The organism is Vibrio tasmaniensis (assembly GCF_024347635.1).
GTDB classification, from domain to species: domain Bacteria; phylum Pseudomonadota; class Gammaproteobacteria; order Enterobacterales; family Vibrionaceae; genus Vibrio; species Vibrio tasmaniensis.
In genome coordinates this window covers 88,686-108,650 of sequence record NZ_AP025510.1, presented here as the reverse complement: position 1 = coordinate 108,650, position 19,965 = coordinate 88,686, and the positions used below count along the sequence as shown (strand labels likewise).

The window sequence follows — 19,965 nt, the reverse complement described above, 5'->3', positions numbered from 1 at the left end:
TCTAACAACATTAGTAGCGATGACGCTCTCACATGCATCAGTTCAGGTAATTTCCCATGGAAAACCACAGTCCCACCCTGTTTTCATACACGCAAGAACCTGAGTTCGAGCAAGCGATTAAACACCCGATCTCCACCCTTTGGCAACAACGAAAGGATGGTTATGTTACATCATCTGGTAAAAAAAGATTGTACTGGTGTAGCTTAACTTCTCCGACACACACCAAAGCTATTGTTATTTCAAATGGTCGCATCGAGTGCTGCTTAAAATACCAAGAGCTCTTTTATGATTTCTATCAGCAAGGTTATGACGTTTATTCATTTGACCACCAAGGTCAAGGTCAGTCGGAACGTATGGTAACAGACTCTGACATTGGTCACATTCACGAGTTTGATGATTACGTATCAGATATGTCTGACATTATTGCCAGTTTTGATCTTAGCAAGTATTCCAATCGCTACCTGCTCGCACATTCGATGGGCAGTACAATCGCCACTCGCTACTTGCAAACTCATCCCAACCACCCGTTTGACAAAGTCACTCTGTGCGCTCCGATGTTTGGGATCAATACTGAATGGTACTTCAAGCCTATCGCAATGCTTGTTGGGCAAGCACTCACCGCTTTCTATGCCAAGCCGACTTATGCACCCGGGCAACAGGCGTACTACTCGAAGCCCTTCGAAAATAACTTACTAAGCCACAGCAAGGTGCGTTATCAGTGGTTCCGTTGCTTATATGACGGTTCCCCTTCTTTGCAGGTTGGCGGACCAAGTACTCGCTGGGTATGGCAAGGGTTAATGGCAGCCAAGCAGGCGATACAACAAACTCGTCAAATCAAGATCCCTCTGCTATTAATTCAAGCTGGGGAAGAAAAAATTGTCAGTAACGATGCTCAAATGAAGTTCATCAATAAGCTGAAAAAAACCAACTCTGATTGCCAGTTTAAGGTGATTGAGGGCTCTCGACATGAGGTGCTGTTTGAGCAAGATAAATATCGCAATCAGACACTGGATGCTATCAATCAATTCTTTGCTTAACGAGGACGATTAAAAAGACAAGCCTTTAAGAATTGAGGTGCTAAAGAGGAAGAGAAGTAAGCAAGCTTTGCCCTCTTTTCTTACGCAAATTTGGCATACAATTTCCAAGTAAAGATATTGTAGTTAAAGAGAATGCTAGCGTTGGCTAGTGTCGATTTTAGTTAAGCATTTTGCAATGAGGGTTAAATGACTATTCCTGCACTAAAAGATTCCGTGAAAATTGTTGCCTCCGATTTAGATGGTACGCTGTTAGCGCCAAACCATCAGCTCAGCGACTTTACTAAGCAGACACTCACGAAGTTACATGGACAAGGTTATACCTTTGTCTTCGCTACTGGCCGACACCATGTTGATGTTGCAGGCATTCGTAAACAGACAGGCATCCCCGCTTACATGATCACCTCGAACGGCGCGCGTGTGCATGATCAAGACGACAACCAGATGTATGCCAAAAACCTGCCAGTGGATCTTGTACAAAGCGTAGTTGATGTTCTCAAACAAGACCCTGAGATCTTTATTCATATCTACATGAACGATGAATGGTTGCTAAACCGTGAAGACGAAACCATGAAGAATTTCCACGATCAAACTGGTTTTACATACCGACTGTATGACGTCGACAATGCGCCGACCGAAGGCATTGCTAAAATCTTCTGTACTCACCCAAATCAAGAACATGAACACCTTGTTCCGTTCGAAGATAAATTGAACGAGCAGTTTGGTGACAAACTGAATATCGCCTTCTCAACACCTTGGTGTTTAGAAGTGATGGCCGCTGAAGTGTCTAAGGGTGATGCGCTACAAGCCGTTGCACAATCTATAGACCTAGAACTTGAGAACTGTATTGCCTTTGGTGATGGCATGAACGATGTCGAACTCCTTTCAATGGCTGGAAAAGGCTTAGTGATGGGTACATCGCATGAGAAAGTCCTCAAAGCTTTGCCACACAATGAAGTAATTGGCAGCAACGCAGACGACGCCGTTGCTCACTACCTAGAAAAGCACCTGCTATAATCTTGTCTTGTCTCGTCGAAGAGATCTAAATAAATAAAATGGCAGCCAGTGGCTGCCTTTTTTGAACCTTACGCTAAAAGCTTCCTCTAACGCTAACGAGAGCCGAGTACTTCTTTTCCTAAGATCGCCTGCCACTCCTGTTCAGTAACAGGCATGATGGATAAGCGGTTGCCTCGTTTAACCAGAGGCATTTCGGCGAGCTCAGGCATAACTTTAAGCGTCGCCAGAGGGATCAAGCGCTCAGTCACTCGCACAAACTCGACATCCACCATAATCCAGCGCGGATTATCGGGTGAAGACTTGGCATCGTAGTAATCACTCTCGGGATCGAATTGAAAATGGTCTGGGTAGGCTTCTCTGGTTACCTTTGCGATCCCTGCTACGCCAACTTTTTTGCATGATGAATGGTATATCATCACCAGATCGCCAAGCTTGACGTCATCACGCATCATGTTTCGAGCCTGATAGTTGCGTACACCCTCCCAACAAGAGGTTTTTTGCACTCTAAGAGTCTGAATAGAGAAGGTGTCGGGTTCTGTTTTAAATAACCAATATGCCATAATAAATCCAATTAACGGTTGCTCCGAGGAAGATATAACATGAAGGTAATGAAAAACCCAATGACATGGCTAGTCGCATTCGCTTTACAAGGCTGTGTATCGGCGCCAGATACGCCACAACAACCTGAATTACCACCAGCAACCCTAGATGAACCACTGAGCATTCAACCGCAAACCTTCATCATGCGTGGTCAAGTTGTGGTTGGTCATGAAAGTAGAACTTTCACGCCTTGCGGCAGCCAACAACAATACTGGTTAGATTTATCACCAGAGTTAGCGCTAGAAGCACAAGGGCTGACTACTAGACCTTATCAAGCCTTATACGGCGAGCTTATCGGCCATCTCACCGTGCCGAGCCAAACGGGATACAATGCCGATTTCACCGCACGCTTCGTGGTTGATCAAGTGAATATCCTAACCGCAGAAAACCCTAATCGTTGTGACCAACCACTGCGTTCAACACGAGTATTCGGTAATGAACCCTTCTGGTCAGCAACCTTCGATAAAGATCAGCTGAAATACACCAAGATGGGCGAACAGCCACAGAACCTCGATATTGAATCAAGCCGCACCACACCAAGCAGTCGTGATTACCAATTAGAAGGTAAAGCAGCGCAAGGCAAACTCAACCTTACCAAAGAGAGTTGTAGCGACGGCATGAGTGATTCTATCTATGGATGGCATGCCAAGCTTAACCTCAATGACAGTAACTATAATGGCTGTGCGACAGTCTCTAACCAAGACTCAACGCTGGACTGGAGTGGGCTCTACTTCGCGATCTCAACGCAGAACACTGGATTCTCTATCAACCTTGAGCTCAACGATGACCACAGCGCCATTACGACATACTCTTACAGCAATGGAGACCCTTCTATTGTTGAACAGGGCTTCTGGCAGCAACTGAACCAAAATCAGGTACAAGTGGTTATGACTCGCCACCAGCAACAGTATTTGATCTCTGAGCGCATCTTCACGCTCGATAAAGGAAAGCTCGTCGCTGAGAAAGAGAAAGTGGGCAACGTGGTATATCCGATTGCCAATGGCGGTCTGGTGCTATTCGAAGCTAAGAGTGCGCAAGCGCAAGCAAACACCCCCGCTAACGTTGATCTAACCGCTAAGCAGGTCAACTCCAGTGATCAACTTGATCCAAAAGTCGACCAAGCGATCCGCGAGTATTTTAAGATCAACAACAGCTCACCTGACGACACCAAATACCGCTGGTTAACTTACGACCTCAACGGCGACGGCAAAGAAGAGCTGTTCGCCCAGCTCGATTGGTGTGGTTCTGGTGGCTGTACCCTGCTAATTTTCGAAAACCATCAAGATAACTGGCGCTTCAATAGCCGAGTGACACTGGTTAAGGGCGACATACGCTTAGGTAAATCGCAAAACCACGGCTGGCAGGATCTGATCTTCAATGTCAGCGGCGGCGGTGCAACACCTGCGAAACACACATTGTCCTACTCTGGTGTCAGCTACCCGCTAAACCCAAGTGTTGCTCCAATTGCAAATGATGCTGATATCAGCGATGTGGTTTTGTTTGCTGATGGTATCTCACCCGCACAAAGTGGAGTGAAGCTGTAAACATGAGTAACCAAAAAGCTTGCCATGGTTGTGGCTTCACTCACCAGTGCGTTTGTCATCTCATACCGACGGTCGAAAGCCAAACCGATCTTGTACTATTAACTCATGAGAATGAGCTGTCACGAGACACCAACACCGGAAAGTTGCTTCAGCAATCCCTTGAGCAGTGTCAGTCCTTGGTATGGCAAAGGAAAACACCACAAGCAGAGCTAGTGGCACTGCTTGAAGATGAAACACGACAACCATTTCTTTTATTCCCAAGTGACAAGAGTATTGAGTGTCAGCAAGCAGTGATGACCCAACCCATGAGTCGAAAACCGCTATTCATTATCTTGGATGGCACATGGCAAGAAGCGAAGAAGATGCTTAACAAGAGCTCGTGGTTACAAGCTGTCCCACAAGTTCACCTCGACATCACCAGCGAATCCTCTTACACCTTGCGCCGCAATCAAGACAGTGGCCATTTGTGCACTTGCGAAGTGGGCATTGAATTGCTCAAATCTTTAGGTGAAAGCGAACCTGCCAAGCTCATTGATGACTACTACCAACAGTATCTAAAAGTTTTCCACGCCGACAAATGTGGCCATGCTCTCAAATAGATCAAGCAAGAGCGCGGGAAGACAATAGACACATTTCAGGAAGGGACAAATACTGAAAACAAAAAGGGTGAGCCATGAGCTCACCCTTTTTACATCGTACTTTAATCTACTGAACCATTTAGTGTTTCACGTGAAACGCACACTCTGGCTGTTCGTTGAAAAGAGATTTTACTCTCCCTATCAGAATAAGCGTTGAGGCTGACCAAAGTAGTAACCTTGCAGGTAATCGACACCCATATCCTCTGCGATTCGACACACCTGTTCATTATGTACGAACTCCGCAACTGTTTTAGCGTTCAGTATCTGGCACAAACTCACCAGTTGCTGAGCGATCTTACGCTGTTTCTTATCTTTATCAATATTCCGAATTAAACTGCCATCAAGCTTTATGACTTGTGGTTCCAGTTTCAATATCTCATCAATGTTCGAGTAGCCCGACCCAAAGTCATCGACAATAATATTCACACCAAGATCTCGGAAGTGATTACACACCTCGATCAAGCGACCGTAATCCTGAATTTGTTCGGTTTCTAACACCTCTAAACCAATACGCTGTGGGTGGCTGATTTTTTTGATGGCTTGTTCAAGGTGAAGAATGGTTTTCTCATTGCTGAAGCCTTGTGGCGCTAAATTAATTGAGAACGAATCGGTTCGCTGACTCATAAAGTCAAAGGTGCGCGTTATCATCTGACGACTCAGACGTGTATAAAGATGGGTACCTTCAATGATTGGCAAGAACTTACCCGGCGCAATCAACTGACCATCCTCTTCAATTCGAACTAAGCACTCATAACTTTCTACCTGATGACTGTGCGCTGAGACAATAGGTTGGGAACACGCCACAATATTCTGATTGAGCACCGCGCGACTGACACACGACAGCCAACCAAGCTGTTCTTGCCGATGCTTCTCCAATTGAATGAGCGTCTTGGCACTCACTAGATGCTTATTCTGACTCACGGCACTGCGCCTTGCATCAATCGCCTTTAACAATAAGTCATCAATAGAGGTCGTAGGAAAATCTCGACGGCTGGCAATACCTGCACAAACCGAAACCGAAAGATAATCGATATCCGGTAATCCCGTTGGTTCAAAATTCACATGTTCGGTTTGATCTGCAAATTCCGAGAATCGCTGATGAATATGTTCTTGGCTCGCCCAGCTATCAAACACCACCGCCCACTCACCAATACCAATGCTATAGAGCTGGCATCCCTCATCAAAGAACTGCCACAGCGCCTTTTGAAAATACTCGCTTAAATCATGCAGAAGCTTGTCACCGACTCGATAGCCATACTTCTCATTGATTTGGCCAAATGTGGTGACTTTCAAAGCCAACAAATGACTATCGGTACTCATTTTTGACAGTTTTTCACGCAGTACGCTTCGGTTAGGCAAACCAGTACGGTGATCAATTCGGTAGCTCGCAGTCAATGCCGTTGCTTGGTGTTGAATCTTACTCGCCATACTGTTGTTCATGTCATCAACATCAAGCAGAGCATTTCGTATCAATGAGAACAGAGGAGAAATATTGGTCGCGGGTTGTGTCTCTAATGGCAATACCGCCTTGCCTACACCTTCCCTCAGTGCAAGATATGTGAGGCTATGATGCAAGATTCGTTGCTGGCCATTATCTTGATAAAGCTCTCCCATGCAATACACACCATGTGTGTCCGCCAATGTTTGGAAAACCTCAACCTCTTGGTTGCCATCAATGAAATCAATACGAGAGGTACAGTTGTAGATAAAAAACTGTTGTGGTTTATGGGAAGCAACCTGTTGAACGCCCAATCGGACTTGCTCTAGGGTCAATGACGGGTGGTCATAACAAAACCGGACCTCATCACCAATCTGAAACGACCCACTGAATTCTATCTCTCCACACTCTGTCACCTTGAGCGGTAAGTAAGTGTTCTGGTCCTTTGGATCGCCAACCATCAAGGGGAAGTTATACAGTTGCTCAAAAGGAATTTCGAGACCATCAGCGAGATAGCGGTTATAGACTTCTCGGACTGGCATGCCGTCCAATTCAGCAAGCCGATTATCTTGAGCACCAGTCACTCGGAAGGTACGGCCGATCGGGTTCCATTCGCAGTAATAACCTTTACAAATTGCGAGATCAACACTGTGCAGCGCCAACATGACATAGGCATTTTCATAGCAAATACCGTCTAGCATCACCCATCGCCCATGATCTGTGATAGTCGATGCACCACCACAAATAGGTAATGAATATATCGACTGCTCAAACGCTGAAAATAGATCTTGGTTATTTATCTGTAAGCGATCGGCGAAACAAATGATGCTTTGAGTATCAGCATTACATTCAAGCTGCTGCCACATCGCTTGGCTATCTCGTCGAGGCTGCTCGCTATATTCGACAACACCATAAGTGTAAGACGTCGCCTCAAAGCGAGTAATAATAACATAGAGACCTTGATGTAGGATTTCACCTTGGCTGATGTAGTGATTAGCACTACAACCAATCAATTTAGCATTGGGGAAATTCGACTGAATTACTTGGCAGGCAGCCAACACCGAATCTTTCTCGAAAGAAGAAAACACCTGAATCAGTAGATCTTCATGTTGATGAAAATCTATCTTTTCCAATTCACGCTGGGTGTGCTTAATGTCTTGTATCTGGAAAGAGGTCGATTGCATATTCACATTAATCGTTACGTTAATGATTTGTTATTGTGCTTATTATAGATAAAGCTTGCACGGAATACTTACAATCGTCTTATAAATAATGTGACGTTAGTTAGACATCATTCATTTCACTAAAAAGCCACCATCTGTACCAGTGAAGCACTTTAAAAGCAAGTAACGTTAACGTCTTGATAGCTTTAATAACTAAAACAGTCGCTTAGGCTCACCAAAGTAATAACCTTGTAGATAATCGACACCCATTTGCTCTGCAATCTCACAAACCTGTTGGTTATGGACAAATTCGGCAACTGTTTTGGCGTTAAACACCTGACACAAGCGTACTAACTGAGAGGCGATATTTCTTTGCTTATGGTCTTTGTCGATATTGCGAATCAGGCTGCCGTCGAGCTTAATAATCTGCGGTTCAAGCTTAATGATCTCATCAATATTAGAATAACCAGAGCCAAAGTCATCAACAATGATTCTCGCCCCGAGAGCACGGAAGTGATCACACACTTCTATCATGCGACCATAATCTTTGATCTGCTCAGACTCGAGAACCTCTAGGCCAAGTCGAGTAGGATCGTTCATACCACTGATCGCGGACTCAAGAACTTCAAGCGTCTTGTCACTCAGCAAATCTTGTGGGGATAGGTTGATTGAAAAAGAGCTTTGCTTATTCGCCATGTAGCCAATGGTGTTTCTAATCATGTGTCGGCTAAGGCGCGTATAGAGATGTGTGTCAGCAATGATAGGCAAGAACTTACCTGGTGGCACAATAGTACCGTCTGACTCCATGATTCTAACCAAACACTCTTGGCCAATCATTTCGTGAGAACCAGACGCCACAATCGGTTGTGAGTAAGTGATGATGTTCTGATCTAAGATTGCACGGCTTACACAGCTCAGCCAGCCTAGTTGCTCTTTACGGTCTTCCTCGCTCACCTGAATATTTTTAGCATTAGTGATGTGAGTATTATTCCGCACCCCGTAGCGTCGAGCTTCAATCGCTTTCAATAAGATCTCATCGCCGCTATCCGCTAAAAAATCACAACGACTAGCGAAACCACCACACAGGGAAACCGAAAGATAGTCTATGTCGGTTAATCCATATGGTTCAAAATTAATGTGTTCAATGCCATCAGCAAACTCAACGAAACGTTGTTCTATCTTCACGCTATCAATACTCGCGTTAAAGATGATCGCCCACTCACCGACACCAATACTGAACAGCTCAACCTTTACCTTGGATTCCTTAGCCACACTAAGGTGTAACCGTTCGACAAAATGATTCGACAGATCAAGCAGTAATTGATCACCCACTTGATAACCGTATTTTTCGTTAACTTGATGAAAATTAGTCAGCTTCAGCGTCAACAGATGTTCATTGAACAAAATCGTATTGAGGCGTTCTTTTAATACGATACGGTTGGGTAGCCCGGTGCGGGAGTCAATACGATAACTTTCAGTTAAGCGACGTGCTTGTTGATGGAGTTTATTCTCCATCTGAGTGTTCATACTGTCGAGGTCAGCGACCGCATTTCTGACTAGGTTTAGCAGTGGCGATACCGTTGACTCACGCTGGAAATCTTCACAACGAAACTCATTAATCTCGTCCGACTCTCTCATCGCAATATAAGTGAGGCTGTGATGCAGTATCTCTTGGCGATCGTCGTTGCGATATAGCTCGCCCATACAATATGCACCACACGCGTTGACTATCCCCTCAAATGGCTTTAACTCAAGTTTACTATCAATAAATTCAAGTCGAGAGACACAATTATAGATGATCACAGATTCAGGCTGATGCATGGCAAGCATCTCTGCGCCGTGACGTACTTTTTCTGCGGTCAAAGAAGGGTGGTTATAACAAAACTGGGCCTCTTCGCCGACATGCCAAGGGCTATCAAATTCGATACTGCTATCATCATTAATACGTAAAGGCGTCGAGATGCCCTTCTTTCTGCCGATTTCTCGATACAGTGGGAAGCTCATTAGCTGACTGAAAGGGAGATCTTTACCATCAGCAAGGTAATGCTTGAATACCTCGATAGCCGGCTTGTCATTCAACGCATATAAACGATTTCCGACTGCGTGTGTCACTCGCAGTTTCATCCCAATTGGGTTCCACTCAGAATACGCATCCGACCAAACCTTCAAGCTAGGGTTAGTCAGAGCCACCGCCACACAAGCGTGTTGGTAGATCTGTCCGTTATGCATAACCCAGCGCCCGTATTCATTCTCATGACACAAGCCACCAGCAACAGGCAATGTATAGGGTAGGTTTTCAAAGGCGCTATAGATAGGGTAATCACGCCCTTCAACCTGATCGCACAAGCTGATAACCGTTTTGGTTTTTTTAGTAAGGCTTAAATGAGAAACGAGATCTAGGCTGTCTTGGTTTGGGATTCCGGTAAATTTCTGAACGGTAGACGTTAAATGGGTATCATTAAATTCACTGACAACGACTAAGGTACATTGACTCTTGAGACCGTTATCACTAATAACATAGCGGGCGCTCTGACCAATTAACGTCGCATGCTCTATGCGATTGAGGGCTGCATTCGCTATTCGACGAGCGATATCTGGGGATTGAGCAGAGAAAATTTGAATAAGGTACTGTTTGCTGTCACACCACTCTCGCCGATCAAATTGAGACTTAAATAACTCCTCAGTATTTGCGAGAAATGTAAATGTTTGCATGCCAACCCTTGTTCTAAGTTGAGTGAAGTGAGAACCCACAACTACTGCTACAACTGTAAAGTTTCAATAAAAAGTAGTTGCCAAATATCCTAGCCTAAACAGGCATTAAATTGTGACTAATGTAACAATTCAATCTCATAAATGCGACACAATAAGCTTACAACAGCCCACTAAATTAATCGTATTAGATCACTGAGTTGCTCTATTTCAACATCAGGCAACAGTGTTGCCTTTGGGGAGTGGTATAAATTGGAACCAGTGTCATTAAACCAGCATGCTTGGAAACCATTTTGCTTAGCTCCGTAAACATCCGTTCTAAGATGATCGCCGACATGAAGAATATTCTCAGCGTCACAATCTAGGTATTGCTGCGCTTTTTCAAACATATCTGGGTAGGGTTTTGCTCTGCCGTCAGGACCGGCTTTAAGGATTAATTGGAAGTACTGCCCCAAGCCAATTTTATGTGGGTCGACATTGCCATTAGTAATCGCAACTAAAGGAATACGTAGGCTCAGCTCAGTCATCACTCGATGCGTTTCTTGTGGCACATCGACTTGATTACGCAGCCACAAGGCATGTTCGATCCCCTCACGAGCAGCTTGCTCTGCTTGCTGCTGAGAATACCCCAGTTGCAGCAAACCACGCTTAATCTGTGTTTCACGCCAGACAGTGACATCATGTTTTAACGCTGGGTTTTCAAAGGCGACTTGCTGTTTGATACCTTGCCACTCTTCTAACGAAAGAGAAGCAGACACAGGATGCTTTTGATAAAGCCACTGCGCCATCTCTTTCTCAACCTTCATGATCACAGGCCAGTTGTCGTACAAGGTATCATCCAAATCAAAGGTCATGGCTTTGATGGGCTTTAACCCTCGATAAATTCGCATAGTTAAACCTTTAATCTAATCTTTATTCTTCTTACGAGCTCGCGGGTGAGCCTGATCATAAGCTTGTGCTAAATGTTGGAAATCTAAGTGAGTGTACACTTGGGTTGTCGAGATGTTTTCATGCCCGAGCAACTCTTGAACCGCACGAAGGTTTTGGCTCGACTCCAGTACATGCGTTGCAAAGGAGTGACGCAGTTTATGCGGGCTGATGTGACTCGCGACAGATTGCTTCTTGCCCCACTCTTCCATGCGCTTTTGCACGCTGCGATGAGAGATACGAGTCCCTAACTTCGATACAAACAGAGCGGTTTCACCCGGCGAAGCGAGTTCACCACGAACTTTGAGCCATTTATCAACCCACTCTTTCGCTAAACCAGAAAAAGGGGCTTTGCGTTCTTTGTCGCCTTTACCAATCACTCGGATTTCGCCTTGTCGACCCAACACATCTTTAAGATTGATACCGACCAGCTCGGCCAGTCGTAATCCAGCACCGTACATCACTTCCATCATCGCTCGGTCACGAATTGACAGTGGGTCGTCCTCATTCACATCGAGCAGCTGCCCGACTTCATCAACATCAAGGTTTTTAGGCAAAGGACGTTGTTTGCGAGGTGCTGAAACCCCTTTGGCTGGATTGGCGGTCATTTCACCACGCAAGACAAGGAAATCAAAGAAGCTGCGCAGTGACGATAAGCGAGTAGCAATACTGCTCGCCTTCATTCCCTCACGCATGCCTTTACTTGCAAGTTGTCTTACCCACGCTGCATCGACTTGAGCCCAATCCGTTAGTCCGAGAGTGACTAAATGAGCGGCCATGGTTTCAAGTTGTTGTTTGTAGTTACGTTGGGTGTGTAAGCTGAGTCCCTTCTCGCTTCTGAGATATTCATAGAAGCGAGAAAGCGGCTTTTGAAGGCTGTTAGGAAGAGGTATTTTGGGCTCTAGGCTCATTATTTATCTGCCAAGGTAAAGTGTCCGCCAAATGAGCGACAACAAGTGCTAAATGGCGTAAAAAGAGCGTATCCATATGAGGCTGGAAGTGTCCGCCATCTTCACTAGAAAAAGCGAGTACACCCAGTGGAGATCGCTTAGCAAGGGGTAGCACTACATAAGAGCCTAGTTCTGGAACTGGATAATCACCAAACAAATCGTGTCTGTCTGCCTTTCTCAATCGCCCTAGATAAGCATCTTTGCCATTGAAATGGTTAAGTGAAAATTTAGAGTAACGCTCTTCATTCAGCTGATAAAAACCTAATTGTGAGAGAACTCGTACATGAGCCTTAAGCCCTAGTTCCAACGCTTTTTGTTCAACAGCCTTGATAACCTGAATGAAGTCACTGCATTTCAACACTTGAGTTTGCAGATCCATGAATTCATAGAAAGTTTTATCGTTATTCGCCGCTAGTGACATCAAGCCAGTGATCTCTTCTTCCAGCTCTTCGATTCTATGACGCTGGCGTTTAAGCTGAACCTCAACTAGAGAAACAGCGCCCTGCTCAACATTATTAATAGCAAGGCGATCAACCAAATCTTTCCTGTTTTGAAAGAAATCTGGGTTATCACGTAAATATTCCGCAACCACTTCTGCAGTCAGAGTGTCGCCTTCAACGTAAGACAAAACCTATCCTTTATTTTTTATAAATCTATTTGTTATATCGTTATTAGCAAGAAAGTTGACCATCAAACACATGCGTTGCTGGACCAGTCATCAACAGAGGTTTCCCAGGGCCTTGCCAGCTAATGTGTAAGTCACCACCAGGTAGACGAACCTTCACATTCTCAGCCAGTAAGCCTTGAGTAATACCAACGGCAACTGCGCCACATGCACCACTACCACACGCCTGAGTTTCACCCGCACCGCGTTCATAAACACGCAGGCGAACCTCTTCACGATTAACCACCTGCATAAAGCCAGCATTAACACGTTCAGGAAAACGTTCATGAGATTCAAGCAGTGGACCTAAGGTATCCACATCTGCGGTATCGACGTCATCAACCACGGTAACCACATGTGGGTTACCCATGCTAACCGCACCACAGAACAAGGTGTGTACATCCGTTCTGAGGATATACGTCTTTTCTGGCTGCTTCGCCTTAAATGGAATCTTGCCCGGTTCGAACTCAGGAATACCCATGTTGACAGTGATTAAATCATTCTCTTCAATTTTGAGAACCATTTTTCCTTTCTTGGTGCTCACGTTGATACTGTACTTATTCGTTAAGCCTTTCATACGAACAAATCGAGCAAAACAACGCGCACCATTGCCACACTGCTCCACTTCACTGCCATCTGCATTGAATATGCGGTAATGGAAGTCAGTTTCAGGGTCATAGGGAGCTTCAACGACAAGTAGCTGGTCGAAACCCACACCAGTGTGACGATCCGCCAAACGACGAATCAAATCTGGAGAAAAGAAAATATTTTGAGTAATGCAGTCCACGACCATGAAATCATTGCCCAAACCATGCATTTTAGAAAAGTGGAAGTGCATAACGCTTAAAATTACTCCGGAAGAATGTTTTCAAGTTCCCACAGACTCGTAAGCTCTTCACGCTGACGAACCAAGTGAGTTTTATCGCCATCAACCATCACTTCTGCCGCACGCGAACGAGTGTTGTAGTTAGATGACATTGCGAAGCCATAAGCACCTGCTGAACGAACAGCGAGTAAATCGCCCTCTTCAAGAACAAGGTCACGATCTTTACCTAGGAAGTCACCCGTTTCACAGATAGGGCCAACTAAATCGTAAGTCACAGCTTCACCCTGACGTGGGCTAACTGGAACAATATCTTGCCAAGCTTGGTAAAGTGCAGGGCGCATCAGGTCGTTCATTGCCGCATCGATAATGGCAAAGTTCTTATGCTCTGTTGGCTTAAGGAACTCAACTTTTGTTAATAATACACCAGCGTTAGCCGCAATCGCTCTTCCAGGCTCGAAAATCAGCTCTAGATCAGAATGATTGTCTAGTCGCGCCAACAAGGCTTTCGCGTAATCCGAAGGCTGTGGTGGTAATTCATCACGATAAACCACACCCAAACCACCGCCAACATCAAGGTGCTTGATATTGATATCGTTAGCTCGTAGTTGGTCGATCAACGCAAGCAAGCGATCAGTGGCATCGATGAAAGGTTCGATATCCGTTAACTGAGAGCCGATGTGGCAATCAATACCATGGATAGACAAGTTATCGAGTGTTTTTGCAAACGCATAAACAGCAGGAGCGCGATCGAAGGCGATGCCAAATTTGTTGTCACGCAGACCTGTAGAAATATAAGGGTGAGTATTGGCATCAACATCTGGGTTTATTCGCAGTGAAATCGGCGCTTTAACTCCAAGTTCACCGGCAACTTTATTCAGTCGCTCCAGTTCTGGTTCAGACTCTACGTTGAAACATTTAATGTTCAACTCAAGCGCTCGCTTCATTTCTGCGGCAGTTTTGCCGACACCAGAGAAAACAACTTTCGCCGGATCGCCACCTGCAGCAACCACACGCTCTAGCTCACCACCGGAAACGATGTCAAAACCAGACCCCAAACGAGCTAAGGTATTCAACACACCTAGATTCGAGTTAGCTTTAACGGCGTAACACACCAAATGCGGGTGCTCACCTACCGATGAGTCAAACGCGTTCCAGTGACGTTCTAATGTGGCACGAGAATATACATACAACGGTGTACCATATTGCTCTGCTAGTTGTGAAAGTGCGACGTCCTCAGCCCAAAGCTGGCCATCTTCCTGATAGTTGAAGTAATCCAAAGTTCTTATCCCTTATAAATAACGATTTCTGCGTGTTTCACTTATTGTGATTGTTCGGTCTGTTGAACTTCATCAGGATCATACAAAGGACCCGTTTGACCACAACCAGAAAGTCCAATAACGGACACCATAAACAGAGCGGTAATTAGTTTTTTCATTTTGCACATCGTGATTATTAACTCAATGCCCCCTATAATCGCACCACACTCAGGAAAAGCAATAGGATAGAAAGGATGAACGAGACTGAATTTCATAAGTTGGTCGATATACAGATGCAAAACATCGAAGAAGCAATCGATGAATCAGAGGCAGATATTGATTACGAAGTGACTGGTAACGTGATGACGTTAGAGTTTGAAAACCGCAGCCAAATTATCATCAATCGCCAAGAACCAATGCGTGAGATCTGGTTAGCCTCTAAATCAGGCGGCTTTCACTTCAAGTTGGTTGACGACAAGTGGACATGTTCAAAGACGGGCATGGAGTTGTTTGAGATGGTCAAAGAAGAATGCGAAAAGCACGCAGATGAAGAGATTAATTGGGTCTAATCATTTGTAAGCAAAACTAAAAAGGAGTGAATCAATCACTCCTTTTTTAATATCAATCAATCTTAGTAAGACTAGATATTGACTATCTTTGAGCTCCGAGAAGCTAAAGTCGCATCGTTACGATATGGCACCACATAAGAGTTGCCTTCTTCAGGATGAACAATTTGGTAGTACTGAGGTAAATTAAAGTTAATCAACTTAGATGACACCTTCGACTCATCTTTTACTGAAGTGTAGAAAGAATTCACGCTCGCGATCATCTCATCTTTTTCACCGCTGTACTGATGATACACCTCAACCTGATTCGACTCGTCCAATACATAAATATTGAAACCTTTGTCAGTATCTTCGAAGAAAAACTGGATTAAGCCTTCACTCGCAAAACCATCAACCACCTCAGGCAGCTGATACTCCTGTTCTTTATCAAGCATCAGTAAAGGAGAACCCTTCAACTTATTCGTTGAGATACTGCGATAGAAATCGACCGAGTTTTCTAGCATCTGTACCGATACACCGCGACGTTCGAAGAATAGACCAAACATCTTATTAGCTAAGCGAATAGCTTTAAAACGGCGACGCTTCTCTGGTTCAATCGGTTTTAATCGCAAGTCGATACACTCAGCAAGCAGTTGATACACCATATTACGCATCACACCGCGTAGGTTTTTGCTGTAACAGAACACATCGACCGACTCTGGCGGCAACGCATCCTGGTGCATTTTACCCAGTACTGTCTTCAACGCGTCCAACATCGCGGTTTCGCCTTGGAAATGAAGTGTACGAACTTCGTGCCAAGAGTTGCGGTAAACTAAATCAACACTGCCGACTAAGCTTTTACCTTCTTCACCAAAACTGAAGATATCCGCATTTTTGAGATCAACTTTTAACTCTCGACCACTTAACTCGGAAGTCGGGTCATTTTCAAAGTTGATGAACATCGCCAGTTGGCTAATCTCACACGGGCTCGCGAGCGCTTGCATACTAGGACGTCGCTTACGCAAAGAAAACGTATTACGGAGGTCGCTCACCATTTGATAAAATTTATCAATGTCAATATGAGCATCACGCACCACAGAGTGCAAACGCGTCGACTCCGTAATCAGGCCATTAAAGAACGACCAAGCAACCAACTTACTCAAATACTCATGGTGCTCAAGAGAAGGCTGACCAAGAATGCGATGTGCTACCAGCGGCTGCTTATACAAATACCAACCAGCCTTGTTCGACTGGCCCTGACAAACTTCGATAAAACTCAAGTCTGGCTCATGAAGATCCGGAGATATTTGTGGATTCAATAGCGTCACTTTGCCTGGTAACACCTCAAACGCAGCATAAAGCTTACGAGCCAAGATACTGATATCTTGTGGGCTGATTGCTGAAGTGATGTCGTTACGACGCGCAAATTGAATCAGGTTACGGTAGCTCAGCATCAAGGCATCAAGCAGTGCATGGTGCACCACCTTAACCTGTTCAACCTTCCAGTTACGGCGGTTGTCGAGCTCAACAATGGTTTCATGTCCCCAATTCCAAGACTTAGTCATCTCGGTTAAGGCTTCACGGCGCCATGCGACAGAACCATTACCCGCATCTCGTGACAATTTCTCATGGGTCTTAAGATAGAAACAGCGTCTCACCAAATCCAATCGAGTGTGGTCATTAATACGTTCTAGGTAGCGCGTTACCTTCTCAAGCATCAGATAGTAGCTATCCATGCCATACAGATCAGGTTCATCTGCAAAGAAACGACGCTTGGTATCAATACTAAGCAGCTGGGTGTTTGGGTATTCCCATGAATACGCTTCTAACAGGATCGCCTTCAATACCGATTTATACGGTGAGTCGATACTCTTATAGAGCTGCCATAGATTTGAACCAAAGTACTCTTCGGCAGGAATACTGTTCAGCTTGCCGAAATCGATCCACTGCGAGCAATCAAGATAACCATCATTACATAAACCTTGGACATACTCGTCGTAACACTCCTCCATTTCTGGCGGAATGATTTGCCACAACAAACGCTGGCCAGCCAAACGCACGGCTGAGCGATAGAACTCATCAAGCAGTAGTAAGTGCTGTGAAGAACCACAGTTATCACCGGTCATCTCTTCAGAATGATTCGAGCGGAAACGCTCTTCATCCATCAAAAAGAAGTTCGCTTCAACCCCTAAGGTTTCAGCCCAATCAGTAATAAGCAGACATTTATTGGTCAGGCTATCGCGAGATGCGCCATCCATATCTGGAGATACACACACCCAGATATCAAGATCACTTGAGGTACTTTGACCAATAGACGAAGTACTGCCCATGGTGTACAAACCCAAGATTGCTGGTTCAGCGGCCTCGGTAAGTTTTCCGCCCAGAGTTAATTCAGTATCAGAGACAAATTGCTTTTGGAATTCATTAAGCGTGAAGCTACGAATTCCAAAAGGAACTTGTTGGTCATAATAACCAGGCATCATAGGGTGATTGAAGTGAAGCAGCGCGGGGATAAGGTTAAAAACTCGCTGGCCCTGCACATTCATCAACGCCAACGCACGATCAATGCGCTGCTGATTTAGATTGTCTAATCGTTGAATCAAAGTTTGAGTGTAAGCCTGCAAGGTAAGTCCTTGGTTTGAGATTAAGTGTACTTCTGTTTAGTTACTGAACGAAAGCAGCAACAAAACGTGATCAATTTAACACTTTTACCCTTATCGGTAAAGCAAAGGACGCCGTCATACTTACGAATCCCTTGATGACTGAAAGTAAAACTCGCGGCGCCGTAGTGTCCTCTTTATTGACTATTTCTAATAATAGCCCATGTTTCAAATGAGATACCAATCACACTATTTTGGTGAACTCATGAAATTCCCCCTGCTATCAAAGTATCGAATGATCAAACAGTAAGAATTTTCGCCTCACAATGGTAGGATTAGCCTATTACAGAACCTATATCGGAAACACCATGACAAATTCAGCACCAATCCGTATCGCGACCAGAAAAAGCCCTCTTGCCCTTTGGCAGGCATACTTTGTAAGGGATGCACTGCAAGCTGCTCACCCTGGTTTAGAGGTTGAGTTGGTAACTATGGTGACCAAAGGTGACATCATCCTAGACACGCCACTTGCTAAAGTAGGCGGTAAAGGGCTATTCGTTAAAGAACTTGAAGTAGCAATGCTAGAAGGTCGTGCTGACCTAGCGGTTCACTCAATGAAAGACGTACCGGTCGACTTCCCTGAAGGTCTAGGTCTAGTAACTATTTGTGAGCGCGAAGATCCTCGTGATGCTTTCGTTTCAAATACATACAACAACATCGATGAATTACCACAAGGTGCTGTCGTAGGTACATGTAGCCTACGTCGTCAATGTCAGTTGCTAGAATACCGCCCAGATTTAATCATCAAGGAGCTGCGCGGCAACGTTGGTACTCGTTTAGGTAAACTCGATGATGGTCAATACGATGCGATCGTACTCGCTGCTGCCGGCCTTAAGCGTCTAGAACTGGAAGAACGCATCCGCAGCTTTATCGAACCAGAACAGTCTCTACCTGCTGTAGGGCAAGGCGCTGTTGGTATTGAGTGTCGTCTAGATGATGAACGTCTAATCAAGCTTCTTGAGCCGCTGAATCACAAAGACACAGCTGATCGCGTACTTTGCGAGCGTGCTATGAACCTTACTCTGGAAGGCGGTTGCCAGGTGCCTATCGGTAGCTATTCACTATTAGATGGCGACAACATCTGGCTACGTGCATTAGTTGGTGAACCGGACGGTTCTAAGATGGTTCGTGGTGAGATCTCTGGCCTTCGCAAAGATGCAGAAGCACTTGGCGTGACTCTGGCAAATCAATTGCTGGATGATGGTGCAAGAGAAATCTTAACCAAGCTTTACGCTGACCAAGAATAATCATGACTGTGTTGGTGACTCGTCCCGGCCTAGAGGGACAATCGCTTTGCCAACAACTAGCGGATGAAGGAATTCAAGCAATCCATCATCCGCTGATTCGTATCGTTGATAATCCAAACTCATCGGATTTAAGCACCAAGCTTAATAACAGCGATATCATTATTGCAGTCAGTCACCACGCCGTGACCGCAGCTCAAAACATCCTTTCAAAAACCTCATCCATTTGGCCAATTTCGCCGCTTTATCTTGGCGTTGGTCAAAAAACTGCGCACGTTTTAAGCAAAGCCTGTAAACAAAAAGTAAACTATCCTCAAGTGAGTGATAGTGAACATCTTCTCAAACTTACTGAACTTAATGGCGTAGATAATAAATCCATTTTGATACTGCGTGGAAATGGTGGACGTGAGCTCATTCGAGATTCTTTACTTAATAGGGGTGCACAAGTCTCTTATTGTGAGACCTACCGTAGAGAATATATTCCTATTAGCGACCACAATACCTATCAAACATGGGTAAACAATAAAACGTCCAAAATTGTCATCACTAGTCAGGAACAATTGGAGTATCTCTGCTCAATTACCCCTGATGAGTATTTGGCTTGGCTTTCAACAAGACATCTATTTGTCCCAAGCCAGCGCATAGTAGAACGAGCACAACAACTCGGCTTCTCGAACGTGACCAATACTCACAGTGCTACGAACCAAATATTACTGGCTGCTCTCCGGCCCTAGCTAGAAACAGGAAATA

17 protein-coding genes are annotated in these 19,965 nt (G+C 44.9%); 7 read left to right on the top strand and 10 right to left on the bottom strand.

What is annotated here, in order from left to right; genetic code table 11:
* The first annotated feature begins 56 nt into the window (after positions 1 to 56).
* Positions 57 to 1,037 (top strand): alpha/beta fold hydrolase, encoded by a 981-nt coding sequence (locus OCV44_RS00470; RefSeq protein ID WP_139685703.1) that lies wholly within the window; start codon positions 57 to 59, stop codon positions 1,035 to 1,037.
* 186 nt (positions 1,038 to 1,223) lie between these two features.
* Positions 1,224 to 2,051: a Cof-type HAD-IIB family hydrolase gene (locus tag OCV44_RS00465; protein ID WP_139685704.1), complete on the top strand. Its 828-nt coding sequence runs from the start codon at positions 1,224 to 1,226 to the stop codon at positions 2,049 to 2,051.
* A 92-nt stretch (positions 2,052 to 2,143) separates the two neighbouring features.
* Here the strand turns inward: OCV44_RS00465 and OCV44_RS00460 are convergent, their stop codons facing one another.
* A complete protein-coding gene (locus tag OCV44_RS00460; RefSeq protein WP_139685705.1) occupies positions 2,144 to 2,611 on the bottom strand; it encodes an EVE domain-containing protein in 468 nt (155 codons plus the stop codon).
* Positions 2,612 to 2,650: 39 nt separating this feature from the next.
* Here OCV44_RS00460 and OCV44_RS00455 point away from each other — a divergent pair, with 39 nt between their 5' ends.
* Together OCV44_RS00455 and OCV44_RS00450 are read left to right on the top strand one after the other, a co-directional pair.
* A complete protein-coding gene (locus OCV44_RS00455; RefSeq protein WP_139685706.1) occupies positions 2,651 to 4,195 on the top strand; it encodes a COG3650 family protein in 1,545 nt (514 codons plus the stop codon).
* Positions 4,196 to 4,197: 2 nt separating this feature from the next.
* The gene (locus tag OCV44_RS00450) at positions 4,198 to 4,794 is read left to right on the top strand and encodes a tRNA-uridine aminocarboxypropyltransferase (RefSeq protein ID WP_139685707.1); all 597 of its coding nucleotides are present in this window, start codon (positions 4,198 to 4,200) and stop codon (positions 4,792 to 4,794) included.
* A gap of 180 nt (positions 4,795 to 4,974) precedes the next feature.
* On the opposite strand, the gene OCV44_RS00445 is transcribed toward OCV44_RS00450, so the two are convergent.
* From OCV44_RS00445 to lptM, 8 genes are all read right to left on the bottom strand, one after another.
* Positions 4,975 to 7,455 carry a bifunctional diguanylate cyclase/phosphodiesterase gene (locus OCV44_RS00445; RefSeq protein ID WP_139685708.1) on the bottom strand — a complete coding sequence of 827 codons (2,481 nt, stop codon included), beginning with the start codon at positions 7,453 to 7,455 and terminating at the stop codon, positions 4,975 to 4,977.
* 192 nt (positions 7,456 to 7,647) lie between these two features.
* Positions 7,648 to 10,146, bottom strand: a complete 2,499-nt coding sequence (locus tag OCV44_RS00440; protein WP_139685709.1) for a bifunctional diguanylate cyclase/phosphodiesterase — start codon at positions 10,144 to 10,146, stop codon at positions 7,648 to 7,650.
* A gap of 170 nt (positions 10,147 to 10,316) precedes the next feature.
* Complete coding sequence (gene yigB / locus OCV44_RS00435; RefSeq protein WP_139685710.1) at positions 10,317 to 11,033, bottom strand: 5-amino-6-(5-phospho-D-ribitylamino)uracil phosphatase YigB; 717 nt, start codon at positions 11,031 to 11,033, stop codon at positions 10,317 to 10,319.
* Between the two features lie 15 nt (positions 11,034 to 11,048).
* Entirely contained in the window at positions 11,049 to 11,981 is a 933-nt protein-coding gene (xerC, locus tag OCV44_RS00430) for a tyrosine recombinase XerC (protein ID WP_139685711.1), read from the bottom strand.
* A complete protein-coding gene (locus tag OCV44_RS00425; protein ID WP_086048530.1) occupies positions 11,950 to 12,648 on the bottom strand; it encodes a DUF484 family protein in 699 nt (232 codons plus the stop codon). Before OCV44_RS00425 ends, xerC begins: the two co-directional genes overlap by 32 nt.
* A 43-nt stretch (positions 12,649 to 12,691) precedes the next feature.
* Positions 12,692 to 13,522, bottom strand: coding sequence for a diaminopimelate epimerase (gene dapF, locus OCV44_RS00420; RefSeq protein WP_139685712.1), 831 nt, complete (start codon positions 13,520 to 13,522; stop codon positions 12,692 to 12,694).
* An 11-nt stretch (positions 13,523 to 13,533) separates the two neighbouring features.
* Positions 13,534 to 14,787, bottom strand: a complete 1,254-nt coding sequence (gene lysA, locus OCV44_RS00415; protein ID WP_009848209.1) for a diaminopimelate decarboxylase — start codon at positions 14,785 to 14,787, stop codon at positions 13,534 to 13,536.
* Between the two features lie 41 nt (positions 14,788 to 14,828).
* Complete coding sequence (lptM, locus tag OCV44_RS22325) at positions 14,829 to 14,945, bottom strand: LPS translocon maturation chaperone LptM (RefSeq protein WP_407829960.1); 117 nt, start codon at positions 14,943 to 14,945, stop codon at positions 14,829 to 14,831.
* A gap of 75 nt (positions 14,946 to 15,020) precedes the next feature.
* Between lptM and cyaY the strand changes: the two genes are divergently transcribed.
* Positions 15,021 to 15,335, top strand: coding sequence for an iron donor protein CyaY (gene cyaY, locus OCV44_RS00405; protein ID WP_139685713.1), 315 nt, complete (start codon positions 15,021 to 15,023; stop codon positions 15,333 to 15,335).
* A 71-nt stretch (positions 15,336 to 15,406) separates the two neighbouring features.
* Here cyaY and OCV44_RS00400 read toward each other — a convergent pair whose 3' ends face one another.
* Complete coding sequence (locus OCV44_RS00400) at positions 15,407 to 17,935, bottom strand: class I adenylate cyclase (protein WP_139685714.1); 2,529 nt, start codon at positions 17,933 to 17,935, stop codon at positions 15,407 to 15,409.
* Between the two features lie 344 nt (positions 17,936 to 18,279).
* Between OCV44_RS00400 and hemC the strand changes: the two genes are divergently transcribed.
* Both hemC and OCV44_RS00390 read left to right on the top strand, forming a co-directional pair.
* The gene (gene hemC, locus OCV44_RS00395; protein WP_009848205.1) at positions 18,280 to 19,218 is read left to right on the top strand and encodes a hydroxymethylbilane synthase; all 939 of its coding nucleotides are present in this window, start codon (positions 18,280 to 18,282) and stop codon (positions 19,216 to 19,218) included.
* Between the two features lie 2 nt (positions 19,219 to 19,220).
* Entirely contained in the window at positions 19,221 to 19,949 is a 729-nt protein-coding gene (locus OCV44_RS00390; RefSeq protein WP_139685715.1) for a uroporphyrinogen-III synthase, read from the top strand.
* Positions 19,950 to 19,965 lie beyond the last annotated feature (16 nt).

Excerpts from the sequence above, each read along its gene's own strand:
- xerC (WP_139685711.1), bottom strand. The coding sequence starts at position 11,981 with ATGAGCCTAGAGCCCAAAATACCTCTTCCTAACAGCCTTCAAAAGCCG.
- dapF (WP_139685712.1), bottom strand. The coding sequence starts at position 13,522 with ATGCACTTCCACTTTTCTAAAATGCATGGTTTGGGCAATGATTTCATG.
- OCV44_RS00460 (WP_139685705.1), bottom strand. The coding sequence starts at position 2,611 with ATGGCATATTGGTTATTTAAAACAGAACCCGACACCTTCTCTATTCAG.
- lptM (WP_407829960.1), bottom strand. The coding sequence starts at position 14,945 with ATGAAAAAACTAATTACCGCTCTGTTTATGGTGTCCGTTATTGGACTT.
- OCV44_RS00450 (WP_139685707.1), top strand. The coding sequence starts at position 4,198 with ATGAGTAACCAAAAAGCTTGCCATGGTTGTGGCTTCACTCACCAGTGC.
- OCV44_RS00445 (WP_139685708.1), bottom strand. The coding sequence starts at position 7,455 with ATGCAATCGACCTCTTTCCAGATACAAGACATTAAGCACACCCAGCGT.
- OCV44_RS00465 (WP_139685704.1), top strand. The coding sequence starts at position 1,224 with ATGACTATTCCTGCACTAAAAGATTCCGTGAAAATTGTTGCCTCCGAT.
- OCV44_RS00470 (WP_139685703.1), top strand. The coding sequence starts at position 57 with ATGGAAAACCACAGTCCCACCCTGTTTTCATACACGCAAGAACCTGAG.
- yigB (WP_139685710.1), bottom strand. The coding sequence starts at position 11,033 with ATGCGAATTTATCGAGGGTTAAAGCCCATCAAAGCCATGACCTTTGAT.
- cyaY (WP_139685713.1), top strand. The coding sequence starts at position 15,021 with ATGAACGAGACTGAATTTCATAAGTTGGTCGATATACAGATGCAAAAC.
- OCV44_RS00390 (WP_139685715.1), top strand. The coding sequence starts at position 19,221 with ATGACTGTGTTGGTGACTCGTCCCGGCCTAGAGGGACAATCGCTTTGC.
- OCV44_RS00440 (WP_139685709.1), bottom strand. The coding sequence starts at position 10,146 with ATGCAAACATTTACATTTCTCGCAAATACTGAGGAGTTATTTAAGTCT.
- OCV44_RS00455 (WP_139685706.1), top strand. The coding sequence starts at position 2,651 with ATGAAGGTAATGAAAAACCCAATGACATGGCTAGTCGCATTCGCTTTA.
- hemC (WP_009848205.1), top strand. The coding sequence starts at position 18,280 with ATGACAAATTCAGCACCAATCCGTATCGCGACCAGAAAAAGCCCTCTT.